This is a genomic window from Maribacter polysaccharolyticus, assembly GCF_028882255.1.
GTDB lineage: Bacteria > Bacteroidota > Bacteroidia > Flavobacteriales > Flavobacteriaceae > Maribacter_A > Maribacter_A polysaccharolyticus.
In genome coordinates, this window is record NZ_JARBUY010000006.1 from 16,730 (window position 1) to 42,491 (window position 25,762).

A 25,762-nucleotide genomic window follows, 5' to 3' on the forward strand; every position below is an offset into this window, starting at 1 on the left:
ATGAAACGTAATCATAATTATCTCCTATAAATTTAGGCAATTCATCGATGTTAATTTCCTAGGAACTGTTTTTGTTTACCTTTACGTATAAATACATGGATTAATGCAACATTTCATTAAACAAACGTTACTTTTATTGTTTACCCCCTTTTTATTCGCCCAAGTACAAGAAGAAGTGCACCCCCCAGAAAATATCAAATCCATTGTTTTTAAAGGGGAAAATGGCGACCAATTTCCGGTTGTCCAAATCGGGGAATCCATCTATTTGGAGTTCGATGATCTTTTGGCCAGTGAACAGGATTACTATTACAAAATAATCCATTGCGATTATGACTGGACACCCTCCAGGTTACTGAAATCACAGTACCTTAAAGGCATAGACAACCAGCGGATCATGGATTATGAAAATAGCTACACGACCCTTCAACCCTATTCCAATTATAAATTAACGCTCCCCAACGACTATGTAGGCTTTAAGGTCAGCGGTAATTATCTTTTGGAAATTTACAACAGCAGCAATGAATTGCAATTTTCAAGAAGATTCGTGATATACAAAGACTTGGTCCAAGTTAACGGGGAAGTCAAACGTTCAAGGGATTTTGAATTCCTAAACGAGAAACAAGTGGTCCAATTCAGTATCGATGCCGGCAGTTTCAAATGGATAAACCCCAAAAAAGAGGTCAAGGTGGCCATTCTCCAAAACTATTACTGGCCAACGGCCTTATACCATATTGCCCCACAATTCACAATGGGCACCGAACTTGTTTACAAGTACGACCAGGAAACCAGTTTTTATGGCGGCAATGAATTTCTGAATTTTGACACCAAAGACCTCAGGGCCACGAGTTCCGAAATATCCCATATAGAGATTGCGGACCCCTACCAACATTATCTCTTCAGGGATGCGTTCAGGGCCGGCAAGCAATATACCTATTACCCGGACATCAATGGCGACTATCTGGTACGGGCCCTACAGGGCGATGATTCATCAAGGGAGGCCGAATATACCCAAGTACATTTCAGCATCCCCTATGAGGCCCCAATAGGTCTAGACCAGGTTTACATCATTGGAAAGTTCAACAATTACGCCCGGACACCCGAAAATAAAATGACCTACAACAAAAAAAACGGTTTAATGGAGGCAGTCTTAACCATGAAACAAGGGTTTTACAACTACAAATATGTCATTGAACGGGAAAACGGGGATGTTGACATGAATACCATATCGGGAAATTTCCATGTAACCGAAAACACCTATTTGATTTTGGTTTACTACCGCAATTTCGGGGACCTCTATGACAGTATTATCGGGGTTGGGTCCGCTAACTCGAAAAATATCAGCAATTGATGTATATTTATCCTATTGAGTGATGAATATGGCCAACAAACTGATTTCCTTTTCAAAGAAAAGGGACCAACTTAAATATAGGGGAACAAGCTGCAGGAACTGTGGACGTCAGCTAGACCTCAGCGATAAGTTTTGCCCAAACTGTTCCCAGGCGAACAGCACGAAAAAATTGACGCTGAGGGATTTTTTCGATGAATTCTTTGCCAATATCATTTCATACGACTCAAAACTCCTAAAAACCTTATCGGCCTTGTTATGGCGACCGGGAAAGATCACCAAGGATTACGTAAACGGCAAAAGGGTTTCTTACACCAATCCATTCCGGTTTTTACTGAGTTTGGCGATCATCTATTTCTTGGCCATTAGCTTTAATAGCGATTTTTCAAAATTGGACGAAATTGTCCAAGACAAGGACACTCCCTCCTTTTCCTCCTTTTTTGGCGACAATGGGACTTTGAATTTGGATCTCGGGGACCACGAAGAACAAAAAGAATTATCCAATGTAATCGATTCCCTAAAACTGTCGGAAGAAATCCAAAAGATATCGAACCAAATAAAAACCAAGGATTCGATCACACTCAGTCACCCGACCGAAAGTTTCAATGCCTTTGCCGACAGCACATTCGGCGCGCGTATTTCAGGCAAGTACAAGGTCATCAGTCTTCTGATCAACAAGCAGGGCTTAAAATCATATGGTACACTACTCGACAAATACAGCATTGAAGACACCAATGAGAACAAGATTGTTTTTAATTCCGCCAGGAGTGTAAATAAATTTTCAAAACAACCGGGAAGCTTCCTAAACGATCTTATATCAAAACTTCCTTTTGCCACTTTTTTCTTTCTACCCCTCTTTGCCATCTTCATTTGGCTGGCATACATCAGAAAAAAATACACTTATACCGATCATCTTATCTTTAGTTTCCATAATCAATCGTTGTTATTTATCTTGCTCATTATTAGTTTTTTGGTAGACTCCGTATTCAAAGTCGACAGTGGTTGGATCTTTATTTCGATTTTTTCCATATATCTGTTTCGGGCCATGCGGATTTTCTACGGACAAGGAACTCTTAAAACAATAGTTAAATATCTGTTTTTAAACACTATTTTTTTTATTTTAGCAGGAATTTCGGGTATCCTGCTGTTCACGGGGAGCTTAATAACATATTAGATTGGCATGAAGACGATAACACAAGTTACTAAAGGGATAAAAATATCAGTGAACACCAGGTTTGAAGGGACTTTCTTCAAAAACTACAAAATGCACTTTGCATTTGGCTATACCATCACGATCGAAAACCTAAGCAAGGATTCGGTGCAACTTACTTCCCGTCACTGGCAGATATACGATTCATTGAACGAGATTGAATTTTTGGACGGTGAAGGCGTTATTGGCGAGAAACCGATAATTTTGCCCGGAGAATCACACACCTACAATTCCGGATGCCTTTTGGCCTCGACCATTGGCGCAATGAAAGGGCATTACAACATGATCAATATCGATTCTTCCGAAGAATTCAGGGTCTATATCCCTACATTCAAATTCAGCGCTCCTTTTGCTTTGAATTGATTCCCCTTTTACCATATATTTAGTTTTTTATCCATAGCCAATTAAGTACCTTTGGACTGTTTCACATCTAAAAAATACAACTATGGGTAAAGGTTTTTTTCAGGTACCAACGGCCATCAACGAGCCGATTAAGGGTTATTCTCCCGGTAGCCCGGAAAGAAAGGAAGTATTGGCACAATACAAAGCATTTTATAACGGGAATGAGGATATCCCGTTTTATATCGGCAACCAGGAGATAAAAACAGGGAATACACGACCCATTTCCCCTCCACATGACCACAAGCATATTGTAGGGCAATACCATATCGCCGACAAAGAACACATTACCCAAGCCATTGCCAATGCTTTGGCTTCCCGTAGCGCTTGGGCAGATCTTACTTGGGAGCAAAGAGCAGCCATTTTCTTAAAAGCCGCCGAATTGATCGCCGGCCCCTATAGGGCCAAAATCAATGCCGCTACCATGATTGCCCAATCCAAGACCATACACCAGGCAGAGATCGATGCCGCCTGTGAACTTATCGACTTCCTTAGGTTCAACGTGCAATACATGTCGCAGATCTATGAAGAACAACCCGATTCTGCCGAAGGCATTTGGAACCGGGTAGAATATCGGCCCCTCGAAGGGTTCGTATATGCCATTACCCCCTTCAACTTTACCGCTATTGCAGGTAATTTGCCGGCCAGTGCGGCCATGATGGGGAATGTCGTTGTTTGGAAACCCAGCGATAGCCAAATATTTTCCGCAAAGGTGATTGTAGATGTATTCAAAGAAGCCGGCCTTCCGGATGGGGTGATCAATGTCGTTTACGGTGACCCGGTCATGATCTCCAAAACAGTAATCGACAGTCCCGATTTTGCCGGATTGCATTTCACAGGTTCCACCTTTGTATTCAAAGAACTATGGAAACAGATCGGAAACAATATCCATACCTATAAAACCTATCCAAGAATCGTAGGCGAGACGGGGGGCAAGGATTTTATCTTGGCACACCCCACCGCAAAACCGCAACAAGTGGCCACTGCCATAACCCGAGGTGCTTTTGAATTCCAAGGTCAAAAATGTAGTGCCGCCTCTAGGGTATATCTTCCCAAATCAACTTCCAAAGAAATCCTGGAATTGGTCAAGGAAGACGTCGCATCGTTCAATAAACCCGGTTCTCCCGAAGATATGACCAATTTCATCACTGCCGTCATCCATGAAGGGTCCTTTGATAAATTGGCCAAGTATATCGATCAAGCCAAGGAAGATAGTGAAGCGGAAATTGTCGTGGGCGGCAATTATGACAAATCCAAAGGATACTTTATCGAACCTACGGTAATATTGACTACGGACCCCCATTACACTACCATGGAAACCGAATTGTTCGGTCCGGTCGTCACCGTTTATGTCTATGACGACAAGGATTGGAAAGCCACACTTCAACTGATAGACAGCACCTCTGAGTACGCCTTGACCGGTGCCGTATTGTCTAAAGATCGTTACGCCATTGATGAAGCTACCAAAGCATTGCAAAATTGCGCCGGTAATTTCTACATCAACGACAAACCTACCGGTGCGGTAGTAGGCCAACAACCTTTTGGCGGTGCACGGGCATCGGGAACCAACGACAAGGCAGGATCGGCACAGAACCTGCTTCGATGGGTGTCTCCAAGATTGATCAAGGAAACATTCGTAACCCCCGAAGATTACCGGTATCCGTTTTTAGGACAATAAAAAGAGACTACATATCACAATTCACCCCCCTACTCCCTAAAGCGTAGGGGGATTTTTTTATTCCAATTCAGAGCTTTTTGACACTATCCCGAAGACGGATATGGGCTAGGGACTAGTTTTCCGATCTATACCCGGCATTTGATTTCACCCTTGTTGAACAGACAGAAATCCCATTAGCACAACCCCTGTGCCACACCCCTGAAAACCGCACATAACCCCCTAACCCAAAACACTTTAGAATCACATTATTTGGACAAAAGGTAATTTATTTGTAAATTTAACGTTAATTTAATGTAAACTAATTTCACCATACTCAAACATTAATCTTAAAAAAGAAACTATGAACAGGGAAAACAAGCACACGAACACCTCTGATACCAGCATGTTCTCTTATTTAAACAGAGTGCAGAGGTATATTAAAAAATATGCGGAAAATTGCCGATATTCTTTCGATTCGATGTTTAAAATTTAACGATCAGCCTTTGAATTTCATAGGGAGGTATACGACTTTTTTGGTAGCATAAAAATCCTCGGTAAAATAGTCGGACAATTCAAAAATCCGGGCATTCCTATAGTCCTTCAGTTCCTCTGACAGATCCCCTCCTTTAAGGTAAAGAATACCGTTTCGCTCCTCGTGGACACTTTCTTTTTTAATACGGCCTTTTACCCAATGTACAAAGGTCGGCATGGCTGCTACGGCCCTACTGACAATAAAATCGAATTGCGAATCCAATTCCTCGACCCGACAATTGACCGGGGTCACATTCTGTAGTTGCAGCCCCTCAACGACCTCTTCAACCACTTTTATTTTCTTTCCAATCGAATCCACTAAAGTAAAACGGGATTCGGGAAAAAGAATGGCCAAGGGTATTCCGGGAAATCCGCCACCCGTACCAACATCCAAAATCAAACTCCCTGGCCTAAAGGTTTGAACTTTGGCAATACCCAAGGAATGCAGCACATGGCGCAGGTACAATTCCTCGATATCCTTTCGGGAAACTACATTGATCTTAAGGTTCCAATCTTTGTACAACTCCTCCAATGCCACGAACTGATGTTGTTGGGTATCAGATAAATTGGGAAAATATTTAAATACTATCTCAGCTTTCATCCTTATCTTTGTGAGCGGCAAAAATAGTACTTAAAGCATTTCCAATTAAGGAAATGAAAATAATTTACCTATTTTCATTGCCTAAAATTTATGAAAAGCCTATAAAAATATGGATACAAAAACAGTGCGATTCTCAAGAAAGGATTCCGCCCAATTTTTTAAAACCCTCAACAAAAGAGTAAACGAATATTTTAAAGAAAACCACAAGAAAAAAACCGGCGATTGGCGTTTGCATTTTAAGACTTTCATCATGTTCGCCTTGTTCCTCACCCCTTACTTCTTAATATTGACCCTTGGCCTTCCCAATTGGGCAAACCTATTATTGACCATTCTTATGGGTATAGGAATGGCCGGAGTTGGCATGAATGTGATGCACGATGGAAACCACGGCTCCTATTCATCGAAAAAATGGATCAATAAGATCATGGGAGGAAGTATTTATATCCTTGCCGGAAATGTCTATAATTGGCAAGTACAGCACAATGTGTTGCACCATACCTATACCAATATACACGAACATGATGAAGATTTGGAAGCGGGGCGCATCCTACGGTTTTCAAAACATGCCGAATGGCGCAAATACCATAGGTTCCAACATTTTTACTCTATCTTCCTATATGGCCTATTGACCTTCAATTGGGCCATAACCACGGATTTTCAGCAGATGTACCGTTATATGAAGAGAAAGCTATCCTTTGGAAAACTACCTAATCCGGTAATCAATTGGAGTACCTTGGTCATCACTAAAGTAATCTATGTGGCCATTTGGATCGTACTACCCATGCTTCTAATGGATATTGCTTGGTGGAAAATATTACTTGGCTTCTTTATCATGCACTATGTGGCCGGTGTCATCCTTAGTGTGGTTTTCCAGTTGGCACATGTCGTGGATGAGGCAGAAACCCCCTTACCCAATGAAGATGGCACAATGAAAAATACCTGGGCCATACACCAATTGTTCACCACCGTGAATTTCGGTACGAAAAACCGTATCGTAAACTGGTTTACCGGCGGACTCAACCATCAAGTAGAGCACCATATTTTTCCGAACATCAGTCATATACATTACACAAATATTTCAAAAATTGTTAAACAAACGGCCAATGAGTTCAATTTGCCATACAATGAATATAAAACTACCAGAAAAGCTATAATTTCGCACTTCAAACATCTAAGGGAATTGGGTAGGAACCCCAATTTGCAAATACAGTAAATTTATTCATTACATGAACAACCATTTATCCGACAGAATTAACAATATGGCCACTTCGGCCACATTGGCCATGGCTGCAAAAGCCAGGGAATTAAGGGGCCAAGGCAAAGATATCATTGGGTTGAGTTTGGGGGAGCCCGATTTCAACATACCCGATTTCATCAAGGATGCCGCCAAAAAGGCCATTGACGAGAATTATAGCAGCTATTCCCCAGTAGACGGTTACGCCGATTTAAAACAAGCCATTTCCAACAAATTCAAAAGGGACAACGGTCTTGAATATGGATTAAACCAGATCGTGGTTTCCACCGGGGCCAAACAGTCCTTGGCGAATATCGCCATGGTCATGCTCAACGATGGGGACGAGGTTATCTTACCGGCCCCTTATTGGGTCAGTTATAGCGATATCGTCAAACTTGCCGGAGGTGTACCTGTAGAAGTCCCTACTAGCATAGATACCGATTTTAAAATGACCCCTGCCCAGCTCGAAGCTGCCATTACACCAAAAACCAAAATGATGTGGTTCAGCTCTCCATGTAACCCAAGTGGCTCGGTGTATAGTGAGGAAGAATTGAAAGGACTGGCAGAAGTCTTGAAAAAACATCCGAATATTTTTGTCGTTTCCGATGAGATTTACGAACATATCAACTTTAGGGGAGGACACGTAAGTATTGCCGGAATAGAAGGAATGTACGATCGCACCATAACGGTCAACGGGGTATCCAAAGCCTTTGCAATGACCGGATGGCGTATCGGGTATATCGGCGGCCCGGAATGGGTGGCCAAAGCCTGTACCAAATTCCAGGGACAAAACACCAGTGGCGCCAATGCCATCGCGCAAAGGGCCACGATTACAGCCTTGGAAGCACCGGTCAGCAAGATACAGTTCATGATCGATGAATTCCACAAAAGAAGGGATTTGGTTCTTGGCCTTTTAGGGGAAATAGAAGGTTTCAACCTCAACATACCTGAAGGGGCATTTTACGTATTCCCCGACATTTCCAGTTTCTTCGGAAAAACCTTGAATGGCACTAAAATCAATGATGCTTCCGACTTTGCCCTGTATTTATTGGAACATGCAAACGTCGCTACGGTAACCGGGGCAGCCTTCGGAAACCCGAACTGCATAAGAATATCCTATGCCGCTTCGGAAGATGAACTGAAGGAAGCCATTTCGAGAATCAAGGCCGTTTTATAAAATAGAATACAACCGAAATAAGAAAAACCCGCAATAGCGGGTTTTTTTATTATACATCCTTCCAAAAATAAGGGGTCAATATAATCAGCACGGTAAACAATTCCAATCTACCCAAGAGCATCAGAAAACCACACCACCATTTTCCCAACATCGGTAATGCATTAAAATTACTCAGGGGATCGAGGAGACCCAAAGCCGGCCCTACATTACCCAACGAGGAAGCCGCACCCCCTACCGAAGATTCAAAATCCAATCCTAGGAAACTCAGTCCCAAAGAACCGATTATGAACAACAACATATAGAGTACGAAAAAGGCTATTACGTTATAGACGATATGTTCCCTTACCATCTTATTGTTATATCGTACCGGAATCACCGCATTGGAATGCAAGGTCCGCTTAAACTCCAACAATCCATTTTTTATAATAAGAAGATGGCGCATGACCTTAATACCCCCTGCCGTTGACCCTGCAGAACCCCCAAGGAAAAACAAACCAAAAAAGAAAACCTTCACAAAAGGGGTCCATTGGGTAAAATCCGCGGTTACGAATCCGGTGGTCGTAATCACCGATACCACTTGAAAAAGTGAATGCCTAAAAGCACTTTCCGCTTCACCATACGGCATGGGGTGATATTCGGATACGGGCACATTCGCTTTAAAATAGACCACCAAGGCCACTATAATCGAGAACATCACGATAAAGCCCGTGTAGAACTTAAATTCCTCGTCTTTGATGATCCGCTGCACTTTACCCTTAAAAGCAAAATAACTCAGTACAAAATTGCTACCGGCCAAAAACATGAAAAATATGACGATATATTGTATCAATGGTTCATTGTTCCAATGCGCCAAACTTGCATTTTTGGTAGAAAAACCACCCGTGGACAAGGTTGCCAAAGAGTGGTTCAAGGCATCGAAAAACGACATCCCCGCCAACTTCAACAAAATGGTTTCCGCAATCGTATAACCAAAATAAATAAACCACAATCTTTTTGCCGTATCGGTAATCCTGGGATGCAATTTATCGGCACTAGGGCCCGGGGCTTCAGCTGCGAACAATTGCATACCCCCAATACCCAAAAGTGGAAGTATGGCTATGGCCAAAACAATGATCCCCATTCCGCCGATCCAATGGGTAAAGCTTCTCCATAAAAGAATACCTTCGGGCATGACCTCAATATCGTCCAATATCGTAGCCCCTGTTGTGGTATACCCCGATATCGTCTCAAAAAATGCATTGGTGACATCGGGTATGGTCCCAGAAAAAAGATAAGGCAACATTCCGGAAAGGGACATTACGATCCAACCGAAAGTCACGATGATGTACCCCTCTTTCCGTTTTACCTCTTTTTTATGGTTTCTGGTAAAATACATGGCCGTGATCCCAACGAACATGGTGACAATGGATGCCAAGGCAATATCCATGGTAGCCCCATCCTTATAGACCCCACTCATTATGGTGGCAAAAAGCATGAACAGGCCATTAAAGAGCAAGAGAAGCCCCATTAAATGGAATATGATTCTAGAATTTAAAGACATACTAGTGGAATAAACGTTCAATTTTAGGAATGGCCTCGGGCAGACTGCATACCACTACCCTATCCCCCGCCTGTATCCTAAGTCCGCCAAGGGCTATAATCCCCTTACCGTCCCGCACTATACCGCCGATGGTCGCCTTACGGGGAAAATCGATTTCCCGGATAACCTTACCGGCGACCTTTGAAGATGGCTTAACCTCAAACTCCAGAATTTCAGAATTGATGTTGTTAAGCCTCATTAAGGCCACCACCTCCCCTTTACGGATATACCTAAAAATATTGTTCGCGGCCAATAGCTTTTTATTGATCAAGGTATCGATCCCTATGGAGTGCGAAAGTTGAAAATAATCCATATTCTCAACAAGGGCAATGGTCTTCTTAATGTTCTTTGATTTTGCCACTAGGCAAGACATGATATTGGTTTCGGAATTACCGGTTACGGCAACAAAGGCATCCATGGAATCCAAACTTTCCTCTTCCAACAATTCAACATTTCGGCCATCCCCGTTTATCACCAAGGCATTGGGCAGTTCATCGGCCAGATCAAAGGCTTTTTCCTTGTTCTTTTCGATAAGCTTCACATTGAATTTCTTGTCACAGAGTTCACGTGCCGTTTTAAAACCGACCTTACTTCCCCCCAAGATCATGACATTCCTGATTTCCTCTTTCTTCTTATTGGTCAATTTGTACAATTCATCAACACCCTCGGGGGTAGTAATAAAATAGACTTGATCGCCTTCCTTAAAAACGGTATCCCCTCGGGGGATTACCGTATACTGTGTCCCCAATCGCTGCAGTGCCAATGGCATAAAATGAAGTTCAGGAAATATCAAGGCGGCCTCTTTCACCATTTTACCGACAAAAGGTGCTTTTTTCTGCAGTGAGACCCCGATCATGATCAACTCACCCCCTTCAAACTCATAGGTATCGTTAAAAGCGGATTTATTCAACAATAATTGGATCTCTGATGCCGCCAACTGTTCGGGGGATATCAATTCGTCGATCCCCAATTCGGAAAAACGGATAAGATCCTTATTGTGGATGAATTCCGTATTGGAAATCCTTGCTATGGTCCGTTTACACCCCAATTGTTTGGCCAGCATACAAAAGGTAATATTGGTCGTCTCCGAAGAAGTAACCCCGATGACCAATTCCGATTGATGCACTTGAGCCTCCTGCAATAATGATATCGAGGTCGCATCACCTCTTAACACCTTTATATCCAAATGGTTATCGGCATACATAAGACTCTCTTTCTCCGTATCGATCAGGGTAATATTCTGAGATTCGTAAGAGAGTAATTTTGCTAAGTGAAAACCAACTTCACCAGCACCGGCAATAATAATTTTCATTGAATTAGATTAGATTTTGCATCCAAGATTACAGTATCTCAATTGCCTTTCAATATATACATATTCAAGAAGTAGTACACACCTTTAATACAGCTAATTAAATAAATATATGCATAATATGCGGGACAAAATTACGTTTTTTTACGTTCTTCCCTAGCGTATATCGGCAATTGTATGGCCTATTGGATGCTTTCCTTACAAAATAAAAGCCATGCTAACCGTCAATTCGTATCTTTGCCGAAATTTTCTCAATGACCGATAAAGTAACTCCATACAAAGACTCAGCGCTAGGAAAAAAAGAACAGGTAACCCAAATGTTCGATAAAATTTCAGGGAATTACGATGGCTTAAACCGCCTCATATCCTTTGGTATCGACATTAAATGGCGTAAGAAAGTAGTCGCCATCCTGAAAAACAAGCATCCGGAAATCATTTTGGATATCGCCACGGGAACAGGTGACTTGGCCATTAACCTTACAGAGACAGGTGCAAGTAAAATCATCGGATTGGATATTTCCCCGGGAATGCTCGAAATAGGCAAGAAAAAAATATCGGATAAGAAGTTGACCCAAACCATTGAAATGGTCGTGGGTGACAGTGAAAACCTCCCTTTCGAGGCCAACACCTTTGATGCGATCACGGTCGCTTTCGGGGTACGTAATTTCGAGACCTTGGAAAAAGGGCTCGAAGAAATATACCGGGTCTTGAAACCCAATGGCACCTTTGTGGTTTTGGAAACCTCGGTACCTACCAAAACCCCTTACAAGCAAGGGTACGGATTTTACACAAAGTATATCTTGCCCAAAATCGGTTCTTTATTCTCCAAAGATGATTCGGCCTATGCGTATTTAAGCAAATCCGCATCAGTTTTCCCACATGGGGAGGCGTTCAACAATATTTTGCATAAAATCGGGTTTATAGATGTAGTGAACAAACCGCAAACCTTCGGTGTTGCCTCTATTTATGTAGCCACAAAATAAACTATGAAAAAATTTGTGTTGATCCTGATCGGAATGGCTTCCCTTAGTCAACCGGCAATGGCCCAATTTAACGAAGACCCGATAATCAACTTGGAGAACGAGGATAAACCCTTTTTGAATTGGGGCTATTTTCTCGGCTTTAACCAATACGATTTCAAATTCGATTATAAGGAAGATGCCAAACACATTTTAGTAGACAAATCTTTTGGGTTCAATGTGGGACTGATAGGGGAAATGCGCATCAATGATTTTTTGGATGTTCGTTTTGAGCCCGGACTTCTGTACAACACCCGAACTTTGGGTTTCCCTGGTTTCACAGATGAAAGCGATGCCATTAGGGAAGTCAAATCCACCTACATCAATTTCCCTTTACTTTTAAAAGTAAATACGAAAAGACTGGGCAATTGGAAACCCTTTTTAATAGGAGGCGCCTCTGCCTCGCTGAATCTGGGAAGCAATGAAGATAGCTTGGACGACAATTCAAGTGGCACGTTTCGGATGAAAAAAACCGTCTATAATTACGAACTGGGATTCGGTATCGATTTTTATCTAGAGTACTTTAAGTTCAGTCCATCCATACGGGGCGTTTTCGCCATTACCGACGAACTGGTACCCGATAATGACCCTGACAGTCAATGGACAGGGAATATTGCCGGGATGAGGACCCGTGGCCTTTTTGTCAATTTCACCTTTGAATGATCAGATGATCGGACTATACTGGATCTATTGAACCCCTTGTTGACCTTAGCGCATTTTCACCCCAATCCGCTCATTTCCCAACCCTTCGGATTTCGTTTAAAAAAATAGCCGTGGCCGTGGCAACATTGAGACTTTCGGTTTCCCTACTGCCAAATTGGGGGATACTGATTTTTTGATCCACCAAATTTTCAATTGCCTTCGAAATACCATTGGCTTCATTCCCCATAACCAAAATCCCCTTTTCAGGCATTTTTTCGGTATGTACGTCCGCTCCGTCCATAAAAGTACCATAGACCGGCAATGATGAAGCTTTTATGAATTGGATCAAATCGGTGTACACGATATCCACCCTGGTAATAGAGCCCATGGTAGCCTGCAACACTTTGGGATTATAGCAGTCGACGGTGTTTTCCGAGCAGACCAATTGCTTTATCCCAAACCAATCACAAAGTCTTATGATGGTCCCTAAATTTCCCGGGTCACGAACATCATCCAAGGCCAGGATCCACCCTTGGTCCTTGATCGTTTTTATTTCAGGGAACTTAAATACCCCAAGTACCTTATTCGGATTCTTTAGACTGCTCATCCTAAGTAGATCAGGCTCTGAAATCAATTCGATATCGATCTGATCGGTAGTTATCGTTCCTTCGGCAATGGCATATACCTTATGGGGTTCAAAACTGGAGTCCAATAGCTCCTGAACCGTTTTTATACCTTCGACCACAAACATCCTATGTTGATTTCGGTACTTTTTTTGTTGCAGGCTTTTTATAAATTTTATTTGGCTTTTTCCAACCATTGAAATAATGTATTTTTGATTCCTATGAGGATAGTGTTTCGTTTTAAAAACCCCAGCGCTAAAATAAGCTTATTATTTCTTGTCGTCACACTTGCCTCATGCAATACCTTGAAGCGCGTGGGGGAAAACGAACTTCTCCTGACCGGGAACAGTGTTCATGCGGATGGCAAGAGCGTGAGTTCGGAAGAGATCCACAGTCTTATCATCCAAAACCCAAACAGCACCCTGTTGGGTTACCCGCTCCGATTGAACCTTTATAATCTCGCGAAACAAAATCCCGATTCTTCCTTTCAAAATTGGTTATTAAAAAAGGAAAAGAGAAAGGAACGACTGGTAAAATTACTCTCGGAAAAGCAGGTAGAAAGACTGGGGGAATCCTTTTGGGTAAAAGGAATGAGCGAATGGCTGAAAAAAATCGGTGAACCCCCCACCATCATCGACACTTCGAACACCAGAAGATCACTGGAAAGACTAAAGGCCTATTACAGCAGTAAGGGCTACTTCAACAACAACACCACCTATAAAATCGACACCTTAAAACGGGCAAAAAGAGGTGAAGTCGACTATCGGATCACTTTGGGAAATCCTTATATGATCGATACCATATCGAATAAAATCGCTTCGAAAGTCGTTGATTCCATTTATCAATTGCATAAAACGGAATCACTTATAAAAGCGGGGGAACAATTTGACTTGGTCAATTTTGAGAATGAACGCCAACGATTGACTTCCATTTTCAGGAATTCCGGAATTCGGAATTTTCAGGAGAGCTCGATCAACTACGCCATAACCCGTGACTCTACCAAAGCAGGAAACGACCAGGATATGAGTGTTGACCTGAACATCGACAATCTACGACTCAGAAGCAACAATGAAATGACCACTTCTGAATACAAGATCGAAACGATGAAAAACATAAACATTTATACCGATTTTATTCCTGCAGAAGAAGATCAAAAATACAATTCGGTTGAATATGAAGGGTACACCATCCACTATAAAGTTGAATTGGGAATTAAACCGAAAACCCTGGCAGATGCCATATTTTTTGAAAAGGACAGTATTTACAGGGAATTGAACAGATCCAGGACCTATCGACAGATTACGAACCTGAATGTTTTCAAATACCCATCCATTGCCTTTGAGACCGATAGTGCCCAGACAGGGCTTACAGCGAACATTTATTTGACCGAAAAGCCAAAATACCAATTGGGAATGGATACCGACGTATCCCATTCCAACATTCAACAGATCGGCTTGGCGTTCAGTCCGTCCTTACAGGCTAGAAATCTATTTAAAGGGGGCGAAAACCTAAGTTTAACGGGCAGGTTCAATGTGGGGTCGTCCAACGATGAAAGCGTGACCGCCACCGACAATCGGTTTTTCAATCTATACGAGTTTGGTGCCGATATCAACTTGACCTTCCCGAGAATATGGTTTCCATTCGTAAATACGGGCAAACTCATCCCCAATTACACCTTACCACAGACCAGTCTCTCCCTTGGGACCACTCTCCAGAAAAACATCGGATTGGACAAACAGACCTTTAATAGTGTTTTAGGATATAAATGGTCACCAACCGATTTCAAAAAACATTCGTTAGAACTGCTTAACGTGCAATTCGTGCGCAATGTAAACCCCGAAAGGTTTTTCTCTGTATACGAAAGCACCTATGAATCCCTTGACGAAATAGCCGATGATTATGAGTCTGAAGAGGCATTGTACGGTTATTACGAGATTGATGATGATGAAACCGACCCGTCATTGACCATCCCCGATGGCACCACAGGATTTACCAACGCCATTCTGAGCGGGGCAGTAGTGGCCACTGAGGATGATTATGACGACGTGAAAAGCATAGAAGAAAAAAGAATTCGACTTACTGAGGACAATCTTATTTTCGCCACGAATTACACCTTTAACACCAATAACAAAAACGGGATTACCGACAATAGTTTCCATAGCTTTCGCTGGAAACTCGAAAGTGCCGGGAATTTTCTTTCGGTTTTGTCCAACGTTGTTCCTTTTAACGAGGACAGCGATGGTGATTTATTGGTTTTCAGCGTCCCTTTTTCCCAATACCTCAAAACGGAATTCGACTATATAAAATACTGGGACCTAAGGCGCTCCAAGGTTTTGGCCTTTAGAAGTTTCTTTGGCATAGCCGTCCCTTATGGCAACTCGGACAACATCCCTTTTGTACGAAGTTATTTTGCCGGGGGATCAAATGACAATAGGGCCTGGAACCCATATTCCCTGGGACCTGGAAAATCAGATGAGACCAGTGATTTCAATGAGGCCAACTTAAAAATAGCCTTGAATCTGGAATATCGGTTTCCTGTTGTAGGCGATCTTAAAGGGGCTCTTTTTGCCGATGTGGGCAATATATGGAACGTCTTCGACAGCGAGGACGACCCCGATAAGGTCTTCAAAGGCATTGACTCCTTGGCAGACATTGCCTTGGGTACCGGATTCGGTATTCGCTACGACTTTACCTATTTCTTGATCAGGGTTGATTTGGGCTTTAAAACCTACAATCCTGCGGAAGAAATTTCCAAAAGATGGTTCAGGGACTATAATTTTGCCAATTCAGTGCTACAAATAGGGATAAACTATCCATTTTAGACCTAATAATTTATTACTTTTGTACTTCACTTTTTAAGAAATCTAAATACAATATAATTATGGCCCATAACATAAAGCCAGGTGTAGCCACCGGAGATCAAGTTCAGGAAATTTTTAATTATGCCAAGGAAAAAGGATTTGCCATACCAGGGGTAAACGTTATAGGCTCTGACACGATCAACGGCGTGTTGGAAACCGCTGCAGCTTTAAACGCACCGGTAATCGTTCAATTTTCCAACGGTGGTGCCCAGTTCAACGCAGGAAAAGGACTATCCAACGAAAATCAACGTGCTGCCGTTCTCGGTGCAGTAGCCGGAGCAAAACACGTACATCAATTGGCCGAAGCTTATGGTGCTACCGTAATTCTTCATACCGATCACTGTGCAAAAAAATTATTGCCTTGGATCGATGGTATGTTGGAAGCCAGTGAAAAACACTTTGCCGAAACGGGAAAACCATTGTTCAGCTCCCATATGATCGATCTTTCAGAGGAACCTATTGAAGAAAACATCGAAATCTGCAAAGGGTATCTTGAAAGAATGAGCAAAATGGGAATGACCTTGGAAATAGAACTCGGAATCACCGGAGGTGAAGAAGACGGTGTTGACAATTCGGATGTTGACGATTCCAAATTATACACCCAACCAGAGGAAGTGGCCTATGCCTATGAAGAACTTTCCAAAGTAAGTCCAAGATTTACCATTGCGGCCGCTTTTGGTAACGTACATGGGGTATATAAGCCAGGTAACGTTAAATTGACCCCTAAGATCCTTAAGAATTCCCAGGAATTCATCACCGAAAAATACGGTGTTGAACACAACCATATCGATTTCGTATTCCATGGTGGATCGGGATCATCCGTTGAGGAAATCAGGGAAGCCATTGGTTACGGTGTCATTAAAATGAATATCGATACCGATTTACAATATGCTTTCTTAGCTGGCGTAAGGGATTACATTCAGGATAAAAAAGATTATCTTCAATCACAGATCGGTAACCCAGAAGGTGCTGATGAGCCCAACAAGAAATACTATGACCCAAGGGTATGGTTACGTGAAGGAGAAAAGACCTTTGTTGCCCGTTTGAAAAAAGCATTCGAAGATTTAAACAATGTAAATACGCTTTAAAAAGTAGGTTCACCCAATATGGAAGATATGTCGTTGTGGTTCAAAAGGAAGGAAAAGGGTATTCAGACTGCCACTGATCAGAAAAAGGACACCCCAAAGGGCTTGTGGTACAAGTCCCCAACAGGTAAGATAGTTGAATCCGAAGAACTGGCCAAGAATTTTTATGTCAGCCCCGAAGATGATTATCATGTCCGTATCGGTAGCAAGGAATATTTCGAAATCCTTTTCGACAACAATGAATTTACCGAATTGGATGCCAAATTACATTCAAAAGACCCTTTAAAATTCACGGATACCACAAAGTATACCGATCGCTTAAAAGCAGCCCAAAAGAAAACCGGGCTTAAAGATGCAGTCCGTACGGGATATGGCAAGTCCTTGGGAAAGGATGTTGTCATCTCTTGTATGGATTTCAGCTTTATCGGCGGTTCTATGGGTAGTGTCGTAGGTGAAAAAATAGCACGGGGGATCGATTATGCCATCAAGAAAAAAGTGCCTTTTGTCATGATATCCAAGTCAGGAGGGGCCCGAATGATGGAAGCTGCCATATCTTTGATGCAGATGGCGAAAACTTCGGTGAAATTGGCTCAACTGGCCGAGGCAAAATTGCCTTATATCTCGTTGTGTACCGACCCGACCACAGGGGGTACTACGGCATCCTATGCAATGCTGGGCGATATCAACATTTCCGAACCCGGTGCGTTGATCGCTTTTGCAGGACCACGGGTGGTCAAGGAAGCTACCGGCCAAGATTTACCTGAAGGATTCCAAACTGCGGAATTTCTACAAGAGCACGGCTTTTTGGATTTCATTACCCATAGAAGGGATTTAAAGAAAAAAATAAACCTTTATATCGATTTGATCCAGAACAATCCGGTTCGTAAATAAAAATCCCTTTAATACCGAAAATATTATTATCTTTGCGCCCTGATTGAAAATCAATCGGATACATAAAAATCATTTAAAAATAATATTGGAATGTATTTAACAAAAGAGATTAAAGCCGAGATATTCAAAAAACACGGCGGTAAAGAGGAGAACACCGGTTCTACGGAAGGTCAAATTGCTTTGTTCACACATCGCATCAACCATTTGACAGGCCACCTAAAAAGAAACCACAAAGATTATAACACCGAACGTTCATTGGTAAGACTGGTAGGTAAGAGAAGAAGTCTTTTGGATTACTTGAAAAAGAAAGATATCGTCAAGTATCGTGAACTTATCAAGGAATTAGGTATTAGAAAATAATTTTTCAAGGGGAAGCCAGGCTTCCCCTTTTTTATATAAAACTGGACACGTTTCAGTCTATATCACTTAACCCCCCGAAACAATTTTTGGGGAATACAAAAAGCTGCACACAGTTTTTCATTGGTCACCACACAACACACAACAAAATCCGACCAGTAAGATTGGCGGATAGACCATTGTATAATAAACCTGTACGATTCAGGTTTTAAATCGAATTTATGATTCCAAAAGTATTTAAAGAGGTCATCGACCTTGGTGACGGCAGGGAAATTTCCATCGAAACCGGAAAATTGGCAAAACAGGCCCATGGTTCTGTTGTTGTCCAGTCAGGAAAATGTATGTTATTATGTACCGTTGTTTCCAATTACAAACAATCGGACGTTGATTTTCTACCCTTGACCGTAGATTATCGTGAAAAATTTGCCGCCGCCGGTCGTTATCCAGGCGGTTTCTTTAAACGGGAGGCAAGGCCCAGTGACGGGGAAGTATTGACCATGAGGTTGGTAGACCGCGTATTGCGCCCACTATTCCCTAAGGATTATCATTCCGAAACCCAGGTAATGATCCAGTTAATGTCACATGACGAGGAAGTCATGCCAGACGCAATGGCCGGTTTGGCAGCATCCGCCGCCATCCAATTATCCGATTTCCCATTCGAATGTGCCATTTCAGAAGCCAGGGTAGGTCGTGTGAACGGTGAATTCATCATTAACCCTACAAGGGCTCAATTAGCAGAAAGTGACATTGACATGATGATCGGTGCATCTGCCGATTCCGTCATGATGGTCGAAGGTGAAATGGGTGAGATTTCCGAAGAGGAAATGGTCGAGGCCATTAAATTCGCCCACGAAGCGATCAAGGTACAGTGTGCCGCACAATTGCGATTGGCTGAAGCATTCGGTAAAAAAGAAGTCCGTGAATATGAGCCGGAACGTGAAGACGAGGAATTGGCCAAAAAGATTCATGACATGGCCTATGACAAGGTCTATGAGATTGCGAAAGCCGGTTCATCCAAACACGAAAGAAGCGAAGCGTTCGCAGCAATAAAAGAAGAAATCAAGGCTTCTTTTTCCGAAGAGGAATTGGAAGACATCGGCGGACTCGTGTCCAAATATTACAGTAAAGCTGAAAAAGCGGCTGTTAGGGACCTTACACTTAAAGAAGGATTACGACTTGATGGAAGGAAAACCGACGAGATAAGACCTATTTGGTGCGAGGTGGATTACCTACCTTCAACCCACGGTTCGTCAATATTCACACGGGGTGAAACCCAAGCTTTGGCTACGGTTACCTTGGGAACTTCAAGAGAGGCGAACCAAATTGACATGCCATCTTTTGAAGGCGAAGAGACTTTCTACCTTCATTACAATTTCCCTCCTTTCTCAACCGGTGAAGCAAGACCGATCAGAGGTACCTCACGTAGGGAGGTCGGTCATGGTAATTTAGCACAACGTGCTTTAAAAGGTATGATTCCTACTGATTGCCCTTATACCGTACGTGTCGTTTCCGAGGTATTGGAATCCAACGGTTCCTCATCCATGGCTACGGTTTGTGCCGGTACGATGGCGTTAATGGATGCCGGTATCCAAATGAAAAAACCCGTTTCCGGTATTGCGATGGGATTGATTTCCGACAGTGAAACCGGAAATTATGCCGTGCTATCCGATATCTTGGGTGATGAGGATCATTTAGGGGATATGGATTTTAAAGTTACAGGTACTGCAGATGGTATTACAGCTTGCCAAATGGACATTAAGGTAAAGGGATTATCCTATGAAATCCTGGTAAAAGCCCTAAAACAAGCCCAAGCAGGTCGTTTACATATTCTTTCCCTCCTTACCGATGCCATTGCTGCCCCTAATGAGGATGTTAAGGCACATGCACCAAAAATGGTGACACGTGTTATTCCTAACGAATTTATCGGCGCATTGATCGGACCCGGAGGTAAGGTCATTCAAGAACTTCAGAAAGAAACAGGTACAACCATCGTAATCAACGAAGACCCTGTTACCGAAGAAGGTATTGTGGAAATATTGGGAACAAACCAAAATGGCATTGATGCCGTTTTAGCGAAAATAGATTCATTGATGTTCAAGCCTGAAGTAGGCAGTGTATATGAAGTAAAAGTAATCAAGATGTTGGATTTTGGTGCTGTTGTTGAATATATGGACGCTCCAGGAAACGAAGTCCTCTTACATGTATCCGAATTAGCTTGGGAACGTACTGAAAATGTCAGTGATGTTGTCAACATGGGTGATGTTTTTGATGTGAAATACTTCGGTATCGATCCAAGGACCCGTAAAGATAAAGTCTCTCGAAAAGCCCTTTTACCAAAACCGGAAGGGTTCGTTGAAAGACCACCACGTAGTAACGACCGTAATCGCGGAAGGGACGATCGTCGTGGAAGGGATAACCGGGACCGTAAACCCAGAAGGGATTAATACCCGAACAGCTTAAAAAAAAGAAGTCCTGGCGCCATCGTCAGGACTTCTTTTATGTCAAATGATTTTTTTACCACCCTTTTGTAACATTTCAGTTTTTTTTACGTATAAATATATGCAGTCTATGCAAATTGAACTTAAAAACAGTAGATGAGACAGCTTAAGATTACAAAACAGGTTACCAATAGGGAAACCGCATCTTTGGACAAGTACTTGCAAGAAATCGGCAAAGTGGATTTGATTACCGCAGATGAAGAAGTAGAATTGGCACAACGCATCAAGGCAGGCGACCAGATCGCTCTTGAAAAACTCACAAAGGCCAATCTCCGATTCGTGGTATCGGTCGCCAAGCAGTACCAGAACCAAGGACTTACTCTACCCGATTTGATCAATGAAGGAAACTTAGGATTGATCAAAGCGGCACAACGTTTTGACGAAACCCGTGGATTTAAATTCATCTCCTATGCCGTTTGGTGGATTCGTCAATCTATTTTACAAGCACTGGCAGAACAATCACGTATTGTACGTTTGCCATTGAATAAAATCGGTTCGATCAATAAAATAAACAAAACCTTTGCTTTTTTGGAGCAAGCGCATGAAAGAATGCCTTCTGCAGAAGAAATTGCCAAGGAATTGGATATGACCGTTGAGGATGTTAAACAATCCTTGAAAAACTCGGGTCGACACGTATCTATGGACGCCCCTTTGATCGCAGGTGAGGATTCCAACCTATATGATGTACTTCGTAGTGGTGAATCCCCTAACCCTGACAGGGAATTATTGCACGAATCCTTACGCACGGAAATAGAACGCGCCTTGGAGACCTTGACCCCTAGGGAAGCCGATGTAATTCGTCTTTACTTTGGATTGGCAGGTCAACACTCCATGACCTTGGAAGAAATCGGTGAGACTTTCGACCTTACAAGGGAAAGGGTTCGCCAAATCAAGGAAAAAGCGATTCGACGCCTAAAGCACACTTCGAGAAGTAAAATCCTAAAAACCTATTTAGGATAGGTAGTTACAATATAAGACCTGTTAAATTCCCCTTAAATTGGAAATTTGGCATATATATTGTACTTTTATAGTTAACAACAGTTTATCATGACTGTTCGTTTTTTGATTGATGAATAAACTCCGGCTGATTACCGGAGTTTTTCATTTCACACCTTTTCCAAGTCCGACCAAACAACTTGGACGACCCTCCCAAGATTGGGTAACACATAACACCACCCCAACATATACCCCTGGTGTTAAAGAATTTACAAAACACCTTTTGTGTAACAATTGTGGCTTATTGCAACCTCCAATGGACCTTATCTTTAAGTTTAAGTTAAAACCATAAAATAGAAACAATGGAAGAACAAATGGAACAGGTGATCAGCATGCCAAGGATAGGTGATGCCGCCCCAGCGTTTAAAGCAGTAACTACACAAGGTAATATTGATTTTCCGTCTGATTACAAAGGCAATTGGGTCATCCTTTTTAGCCACCCCGCAGACTTTACCCCGGTATGCACCTCGGAATTCATGACTTTTGCCACCTTGGAAGAAAAATTCAACAAAGCCAATTGTAAACTGGTCGGACTCTCGATCGATGGTTTATACAGCCATATCGCATGGCTACGGAACATCAAGGAAAAAATAGAATACAAAGGCATGAAGAATGTCGAGGTCAATTTCCCCTTGATCGAAGACATTACCATGGAAGTAGCTAAAAAATATGGCATGATCCAACCCAATGAAGATTCCACAAAAGCCGTACGGGCCGTATTCTTCATAGACCCCAAAGGAATCATAAGGACCATCATCTATTACCCATTAAGCCTTGGACGTAATTTCGATGAACTTTACAGGGTCATCATTGCCCTACAGGCTGCCGATGAATTCGATATAGCGACACCGGCAGACTGGTATCCCGGAGATGACGTGATCATTGGCCCTGCCGGTTCTTGCGGAACGGCCAAAGACCGAATGGAAGATGGGGACATCGACTGTAAGGATTGGTTCTTTTGCACCAAAAAGTTGGACAAGGAAACGATTTTGAAGAAAGTACTAAAAAATTGACCGCAAAGAACAATCCTCATAAAAGTAGAAAAGGCAAGCCACTTAGTGCTTGCCTTTTTACTTATACTACCCCAAAATTCCATTTTGGCAACAGTTCCGGCTGGGGTATCCCTCCTTCAATTTTTTATTGAACCGCAAACCACGTATTTTTGCCATATTACCCTAACACTATGAACAACGAACAACCCAACAACCCCTTACATGGTATAAAGCTAGTGGATATCTTGGAATATCTTACGGAAAACCACACCTGGGAAGAGTTGGCCAACCAAGTGAATATCAATTGCTTCAAAAACAATCCTTCCATAAAATCATCACTTAGGTTTTTACGGAAAACCCCTTGGGCACGTGAAAAAGTAGAACAATTTTATTTACATTCAATTCGAAGATAAATGCCCTTGAATATCGTACTCATAGAACCTGAAATCCCCAACAACACAGGCAACATCGGACGGCTCGCTTTAGCTTCCGGTTCAAACCTACATCTGGTGAAACCTTTTGGTTTCGAAATCGACGACAAACGTTTAAAAAGGGCGGGGCTTGATTATTGGCCCCATATTTCATTATTCATTTATGAAAGTATATCCGATTTCTATTCCATTCATCAAGATAAGAACCTAGTGTACCTTTCCAGTCATGGCAAAAAGGACTATTGGTCAATTGACTTTACCGATGACATGTTCCTCGTTTTCGGAAAGGAATCCGTTGGCCTTCCGGACAGGATCACCCGGGAAAACACCGACAAACTTTACAAAATACCCATTTACAGCTCCCATGTAAGGAGCCTTAATTTGGCGAATGCCGTCAGCATAACGGTCTACGAAGGGCTAAAACAACTCCGATAAAACAATCCAATTCAGGATTGCCGAACACAAATCAATGGTAAATCTACTTTAGGTAAATCCCCCTATTTAAGATGGGGCAGTTCTTGTCCTAAACCAAGGCAAATTGTTACTTTTGCATAAACTTCTTGCAAAAAGTATGATGAACGAAATTAAAATAGCCCCCTCGCTCCTCGCTGCCGATTTCGGCAACTTACAACGCGATGTTGAAATGGTCAACAATAGTGAAGCCGATTGGCACCATATAGATATTATGGACGGGGTTTTTGTCCCCAATATTTCCTATGGTATGCCCGTTTTGAAAGCCATACAAAAACATGCCACAAAACCCTTGGATGTTCACTTGATGATCGTTGACCCTGACAGGTACATTAAAACTTTCGCCCAATTGGGAGCAAGCGTTCTTACGGTGCATTATGAGGCTTGCAACCACCTTCATCGCACCTTGCAAGCCATAAAGGCCGAGGGGATGATGGCAGGGGTTGCCATAAATCCTCATACCAACATAAGTTTATTGGAAGATACGATCAAAGACATTGACCTGGTCTGTGTCATGAGTGTCAATCCAGGTTTCGGCGGACAGTCTTTCATTGAGAATACCTATGAAAAAATAAGGTCGTTAAAAGCCTTGATCCTAGGAAAAAGGGCCAACACCCTTATTGAAATCGATGGAGGCGTTACCTCTAAAAATGCAAAATCATTGATCAATGCCGGTGCGGACATCCTGGTTGCAGGTAGTTTTGTTTTCAAAAGCGACGATCCAACCCAAACCATTCACGAATTAAAGGAAATTATAAACTAATGGATCATTTTGATGTAGTAATCGTAGGCGGAGGGCCTATAGGCATTGCGTGTGCCTTGGAAGCCAAGAAAAACAAACTGAGTTATGTCATTCTAGAAAAGGGACCCATTGTAAACTCCCTTTTCAACTACCCCATTAACATGCAGTTCTTCTCCTCTTCAGATTTGCTGGAAATCGACAACATCCCGTTCATTAGTGGCGAGGCCAAACCCAAAAGAAATGAAGCCCTGGAGTATTATCGCCGTATCGTTACCAGTAATGACCTGAACATCAACCTGTTTGAAAAAGTAGAGGATGTTACCAAGACCAATGACGGTTTTGAAGTGGTTACGGAGAAAAACAACTATGGGGCAGCCCATGTAATAATTGCCACCGGTTTTTATGACATTCCGAATCTATTGGGTGTTCCCGGGGAAGAACTGGACAAGGTGGCACATTATTACAAAGACCCCCATTTCTACGCCAGTCAAAAATTGGTGGTCATCGGGGCAAGTAATTCCGCAATAGATGCAGCCCTGGAATGTTACCGCAAAGGTGCGGAAGTCACCTTGGTCATTCGGGAGCCGGAAGTTGGACAACGTGTCAAATACTGGGTACGGCCCGATATCATCAACAGAATCGAAGAAGGAAGCATCAAAGCCTATTTCAATTCGAATGTAAGGGAAATACATCCTGATAAAGTATTGGTGGAGACCCCTGACGGCATTATCGAATTGGAAAACGATTTTGTTTTGGCCTTGATCGGATACCAGCCCAATTTCAGTTTTCTTGAGAAAATGGGGATCCAACTGTCTGATGATGATAAAAAATTACCCCTATACAATAAGGAAACGATGGAGACCAATGTCAACGGACTTTATCTTGCCGGCGTTATTTGCGGAGGCATGGAAACCCATAAATGGTTTATCGAAAACTCCCGGGTACATGCGCCCATGATCATCAAATCGATTTTGGCCAATAAGAAAAAGTAAAAGTTTTTGACCAAGGACCTTTGCCCGAAAAGTCATGCATTAAAAAAAGTCAAAAAAAACGGGACTTATTAAGGCATTGGCTAGCGCCTTTCCCTACAAGGCTCCGCCTTGAAAGTCAAA

23 protein-coding genes are annotated in these 25,762 nt (G+C 42.4%); 19 read left to right on the forward strand and 4 right to left on the reverse strand.

Translation table 11 applies throughout. The features are described 5' to 3' along the window. The first annotated feature begins 103 nt into the window (after positions 1-103). The 4 genes from PHU20_RS17395 (at position 104) to pruA (ending at position 4,632) form a co-directional block, all read left to right on the forward strand. Positions 104-1,348 carry a type IX secretion system plug protein gene (locus PHU20_RS17395; protein ID WP_274826687.1) on the forward strand — a complete coding sequence of 415 codons (1,245 nt, stop codon included), beginning with the start codon at positions 104-106 and terminating at the stop codon, positions 1,346-1,348. 22 nt (positions 1,349-1,370) lie between these two features. Beyond that, complete coding sequence (locus PHU20_RS17400; RefSeq protein WP_274826688.1) at positions 1,371-2,519, forward strand: DUF3667 domain-containing protein; 1,149 nt, start codon at positions 1,371-1,373, stop codon at positions 2,517-2,519. 6 nt (positions 2,520-2,525) lie between these two features. Further along, positions 2,526-2,918, forward strand: coding sequence for a Co2+/Mg2+ efflux protein ApaG (gene apaG, locus PHU20_RS17405; protein ID WP_274826689.1), 393 nt, complete (start codon positions 2,526-2,528; stop codon positions 2,916-2,918). A gap of 82 nt (positions 2,919-3,000) precedes the next feature. Further along, entirely contained in the window at positions 3,001-4,632 is a 1,632-nt protein-coding gene (gene pruA, locus PHU20_RS17410) for an L-glutamate gamma-semialdehyde dehydrogenase (protein WP_274826690.1), read from the forward strand. Between the two features lie 475 nt (positions 4,633-5,107). On the opposite strand, the gene rsmG is transcribed toward pruA, so the two are convergent. After that, positions 5,108-5,743, reverse strand: a complete 636-nt coding sequence (gene rsmG / locus PHU20_RS17415; protein ID WP_274826691.1) for a 16S rRNA (guanine(527)-N(7))-methyltransferase RsmG — start codon at positions 5,741-5,743, stop codon at positions 5,108-5,110. 109 nt (positions 5,744-5,852) lie between these two features. Here rsmG and PHU20_RS17420 point away from each other — a divergent pair, with 109 nt between their 5' ends. Continuing rightward, complete coding sequence (locus PHU20_RS17420) at positions 5,853-6,956, forward strand: fatty acid desaturase family protein (RefSeq protein WP_274826692.1); 1,104 nt, start codon at positions 5,853-5,855, stop codon at positions 6,954-6,956. Between the two features lie 13 nt (positions 6,957-6,969). Further along, positions 6,970-8,154 carry a pyridoxal phosphate-dependent aminotransferase gene (locus PHU20_RS17425; protein WP_274826693.1) on the forward strand — a complete coding sequence of 395 codons (1,185 nt, stop codon included), beginning with the start codon at positions 6,970-6,972 and terminating at the stop codon, positions 8,152-8,154. A gap of 49 nt (positions 8,155-8,203) precedes the next feature. On the opposite strand, the gene PHU20_RS17430 is transcribed toward PHU20_RS17425, so the two are convergent. Beyond that, on the reverse strand, positions 8,204-9,694 hold the full coding sequence (locus tag PHU20_RS17430) for a TrkH family potassium uptake protein (RefSeq protein ID WP_274826694.1): 1,491 nt from the start codon (positions 9,692-9,694) through the stop codon (positions 8,204-8,206). Position 9,695: 1 nt separating this feature from the next. Beyond that, positions 9,696-11,045: a Trk system potassium transporter TrkA gene (gene trkA / locus PHU20_RS17435; protein WP_274826695.1), complete on the reverse strand. Its 1,350-nt coding sequence runs from the start codon at positions 11,043-11,045 to the stop codon at positions 9,696-9,698. 251 nt (positions 11,046-11,296) lie between these two features. On the opposite strand from trkA, the gene ubiE reads away from it, so the two are divergent. Together ubiE and porT are read left to right on the forward strand one after the other, a co-directional pair. Beyond that, the gene (gene ubiE, locus PHU20_RS17440; protein ID WP_274826696.1) at positions 11,297-12,025 is read left to right on the forward strand and encodes a bifunctional demethylmenaquinone methyltransferase/2-methoxy-6-polyprenyl-1,4-benzoquinol methylase UbiE; all 729 of its coding nucleotides are present in this window, start codon (positions 11,297-11,299) and stop codon (positions 12,023-12,025) included. Positions 12,026-12,028: 3 nt separating this feature from the next. Beyond that, positions 12,029-12,724, forward strand: coding sequence for a type IX secretion/gliding motility protein PorT/SprT (gene porT / locus PHU20_RS17445; RefSeq protein WP_274826697.1), 696 nt, complete (start codon positions 12,029-12,031; stop codon positions 12,722-12,724). 70 nt (positions 12,725-12,794) lie between these two features. Here porT and PHU20_RS17450 read toward each other — a convergent pair whose 3' ends face one another. Continuing rightward, a complete protein-coding gene (locus PHU20_RS17450; RefSeq protein ID WP_274826698.1) occupies positions 12,795-13,523 on the reverse strand; it encodes a TrmH family RNA methyltransferase in 729 nt (242 codons plus the stop codon). Between the two features lie 24 nt (positions 13,524-13,547). Here PHU20_RS17450 and tamL point away from each other — a divergent pair, with 24 nt between their 5' ends. From tamL to PHU20_RS17505, 11 genes are all read left to right on the forward strand, one after another. Beyond that, positions 13,548-16,148, forward strand: a complete 2,601-nt coding sequence (gene tamL, locus PHU20_RS17455) for a translocation and assembly module lipoprotein TamL (RefSeq protein ID WP_274826699.1) — start codon at positions 13,548-13,550, stop codon at positions 16,146-16,148. 59 nt (positions 16,149-16,207) lie between these two features. Then, entirely contained in the window at positions 16,208-17,275 is a 1,068-nt protein-coding gene (fbaA, locus tag PHU20_RS17460; RefSeq protein WP_274826700.1) for a class II fructose-bisphosphate aldolase, read from the forward strand. A gap of 27 nt (positions 17,276-17,302) precedes the next feature. Next, complete coding sequence (gene accD, locus PHU20_RS17465; protein WP_274826701.1) at positions 17,303-18,163, forward strand: acetyl-CoA carboxylase, carboxyltransferase subunit beta; 861 nt, start codon at positions 17,303-17,305, stop codon at positions 18,161-18,163. A 90-nt stretch (positions 18,164-18,253) separates the two neighbouring features. Next, a complete protein-coding gene (gene rpsO, locus PHU20_RS17470; RefSeq protein WP_109652527.1) occupies positions 18,254-18,523 on the forward strand; it encodes a 30S ribosomal protein S15 in 270 nt (89 codons plus the stop codon). 218 nt (positions 18,524-18,741) lie between these two features. Next, positions 18,742-20,964 (forward strand): polyribonucleotide nucleotidyltransferase, encoded by a 2,223-nt coding sequence (locus tag PHU20_RS17475; RefSeq protein WP_274826702.1) that lies wholly within the window; start codon positions 18,742-18,744, stop codon positions 20,962-20,964. Between the two features lie 150 nt (positions 20,965-21,114). Continuing rightward, the gene (locus PHU20_RS17480; RefSeq protein ID WP_013304569.1) at positions 21,115-21,978 is read left to right on the forward strand and encodes a sigma-70 family RNA polymerase sigma factor; all 864 of its coding nucleotides are present in this window, start codon (positions 21,115-21,117) and stop codon (positions 21,976-21,978) included. Between the two features lie 338 nt (positions 21,979-22,316). After that, a complete protein-coding gene (locus tag PHU20_RS17485) occupies positions 22,317-23,027 on the forward strand; it encodes a peroxiredoxin (protein WP_274826703.1) in 711 nt (236 codons plus the stop codon). Between the two features lie 170 nt (positions 23,028-23,197). Beyond that, the gene (locus PHU20_RS17490; RefSeq protein ID WP_274826704.1) at positions 23,198-23,419 is read left to right on the forward strand and encodes a VF530 family protein; all 222 of its coding nucleotides are present in this window, start codon (positions 23,198-23,200) and stop codon (positions 23,417-23,419) included. Continuing rightward, the gene (locus PHU20_RS17495; protein ID WP_274826705.1) at positions 23,420-23,872 is read left to right on the forward strand and encodes a tRNA (cytidine(34)-2'-O)-methyltransferase; all 453 of its coding nucleotides are present in this window, start codon (positions 23,420-23,422) and stop codon (positions 23,870-23,872) included. A 139-nt stretch (positions 23,873-24,011) separates the two neighbouring features. Beyond that, positions 24,012-24,671: a ribulose-phosphate 3-epimerase gene (gene rpe, locus PHU20_RS17500; RefSeq protein ID WP_274826804.1), complete on the forward strand. Its 660-nt coding sequence runs from the start codon at positions 24,012-24,014 to the stop codon at positions 24,669-24,671. After that, positions 24,671-25,642 (forward strand): YpdA family putative bacillithiol disulfide reductase, encoded by a 972-nt coding sequence (locus PHU20_RS17505; RefSeq protein WP_274826706.1) that lies wholly within the window; start codon positions 24,671-24,673, stop codon positions 25,640-25,642. Before rpe ends, PHU20_RS17505 begins: the two co-directional genes overlap by 1 nt. Positions 25,643-25,762: the final 120 nt, after the last annotated feature.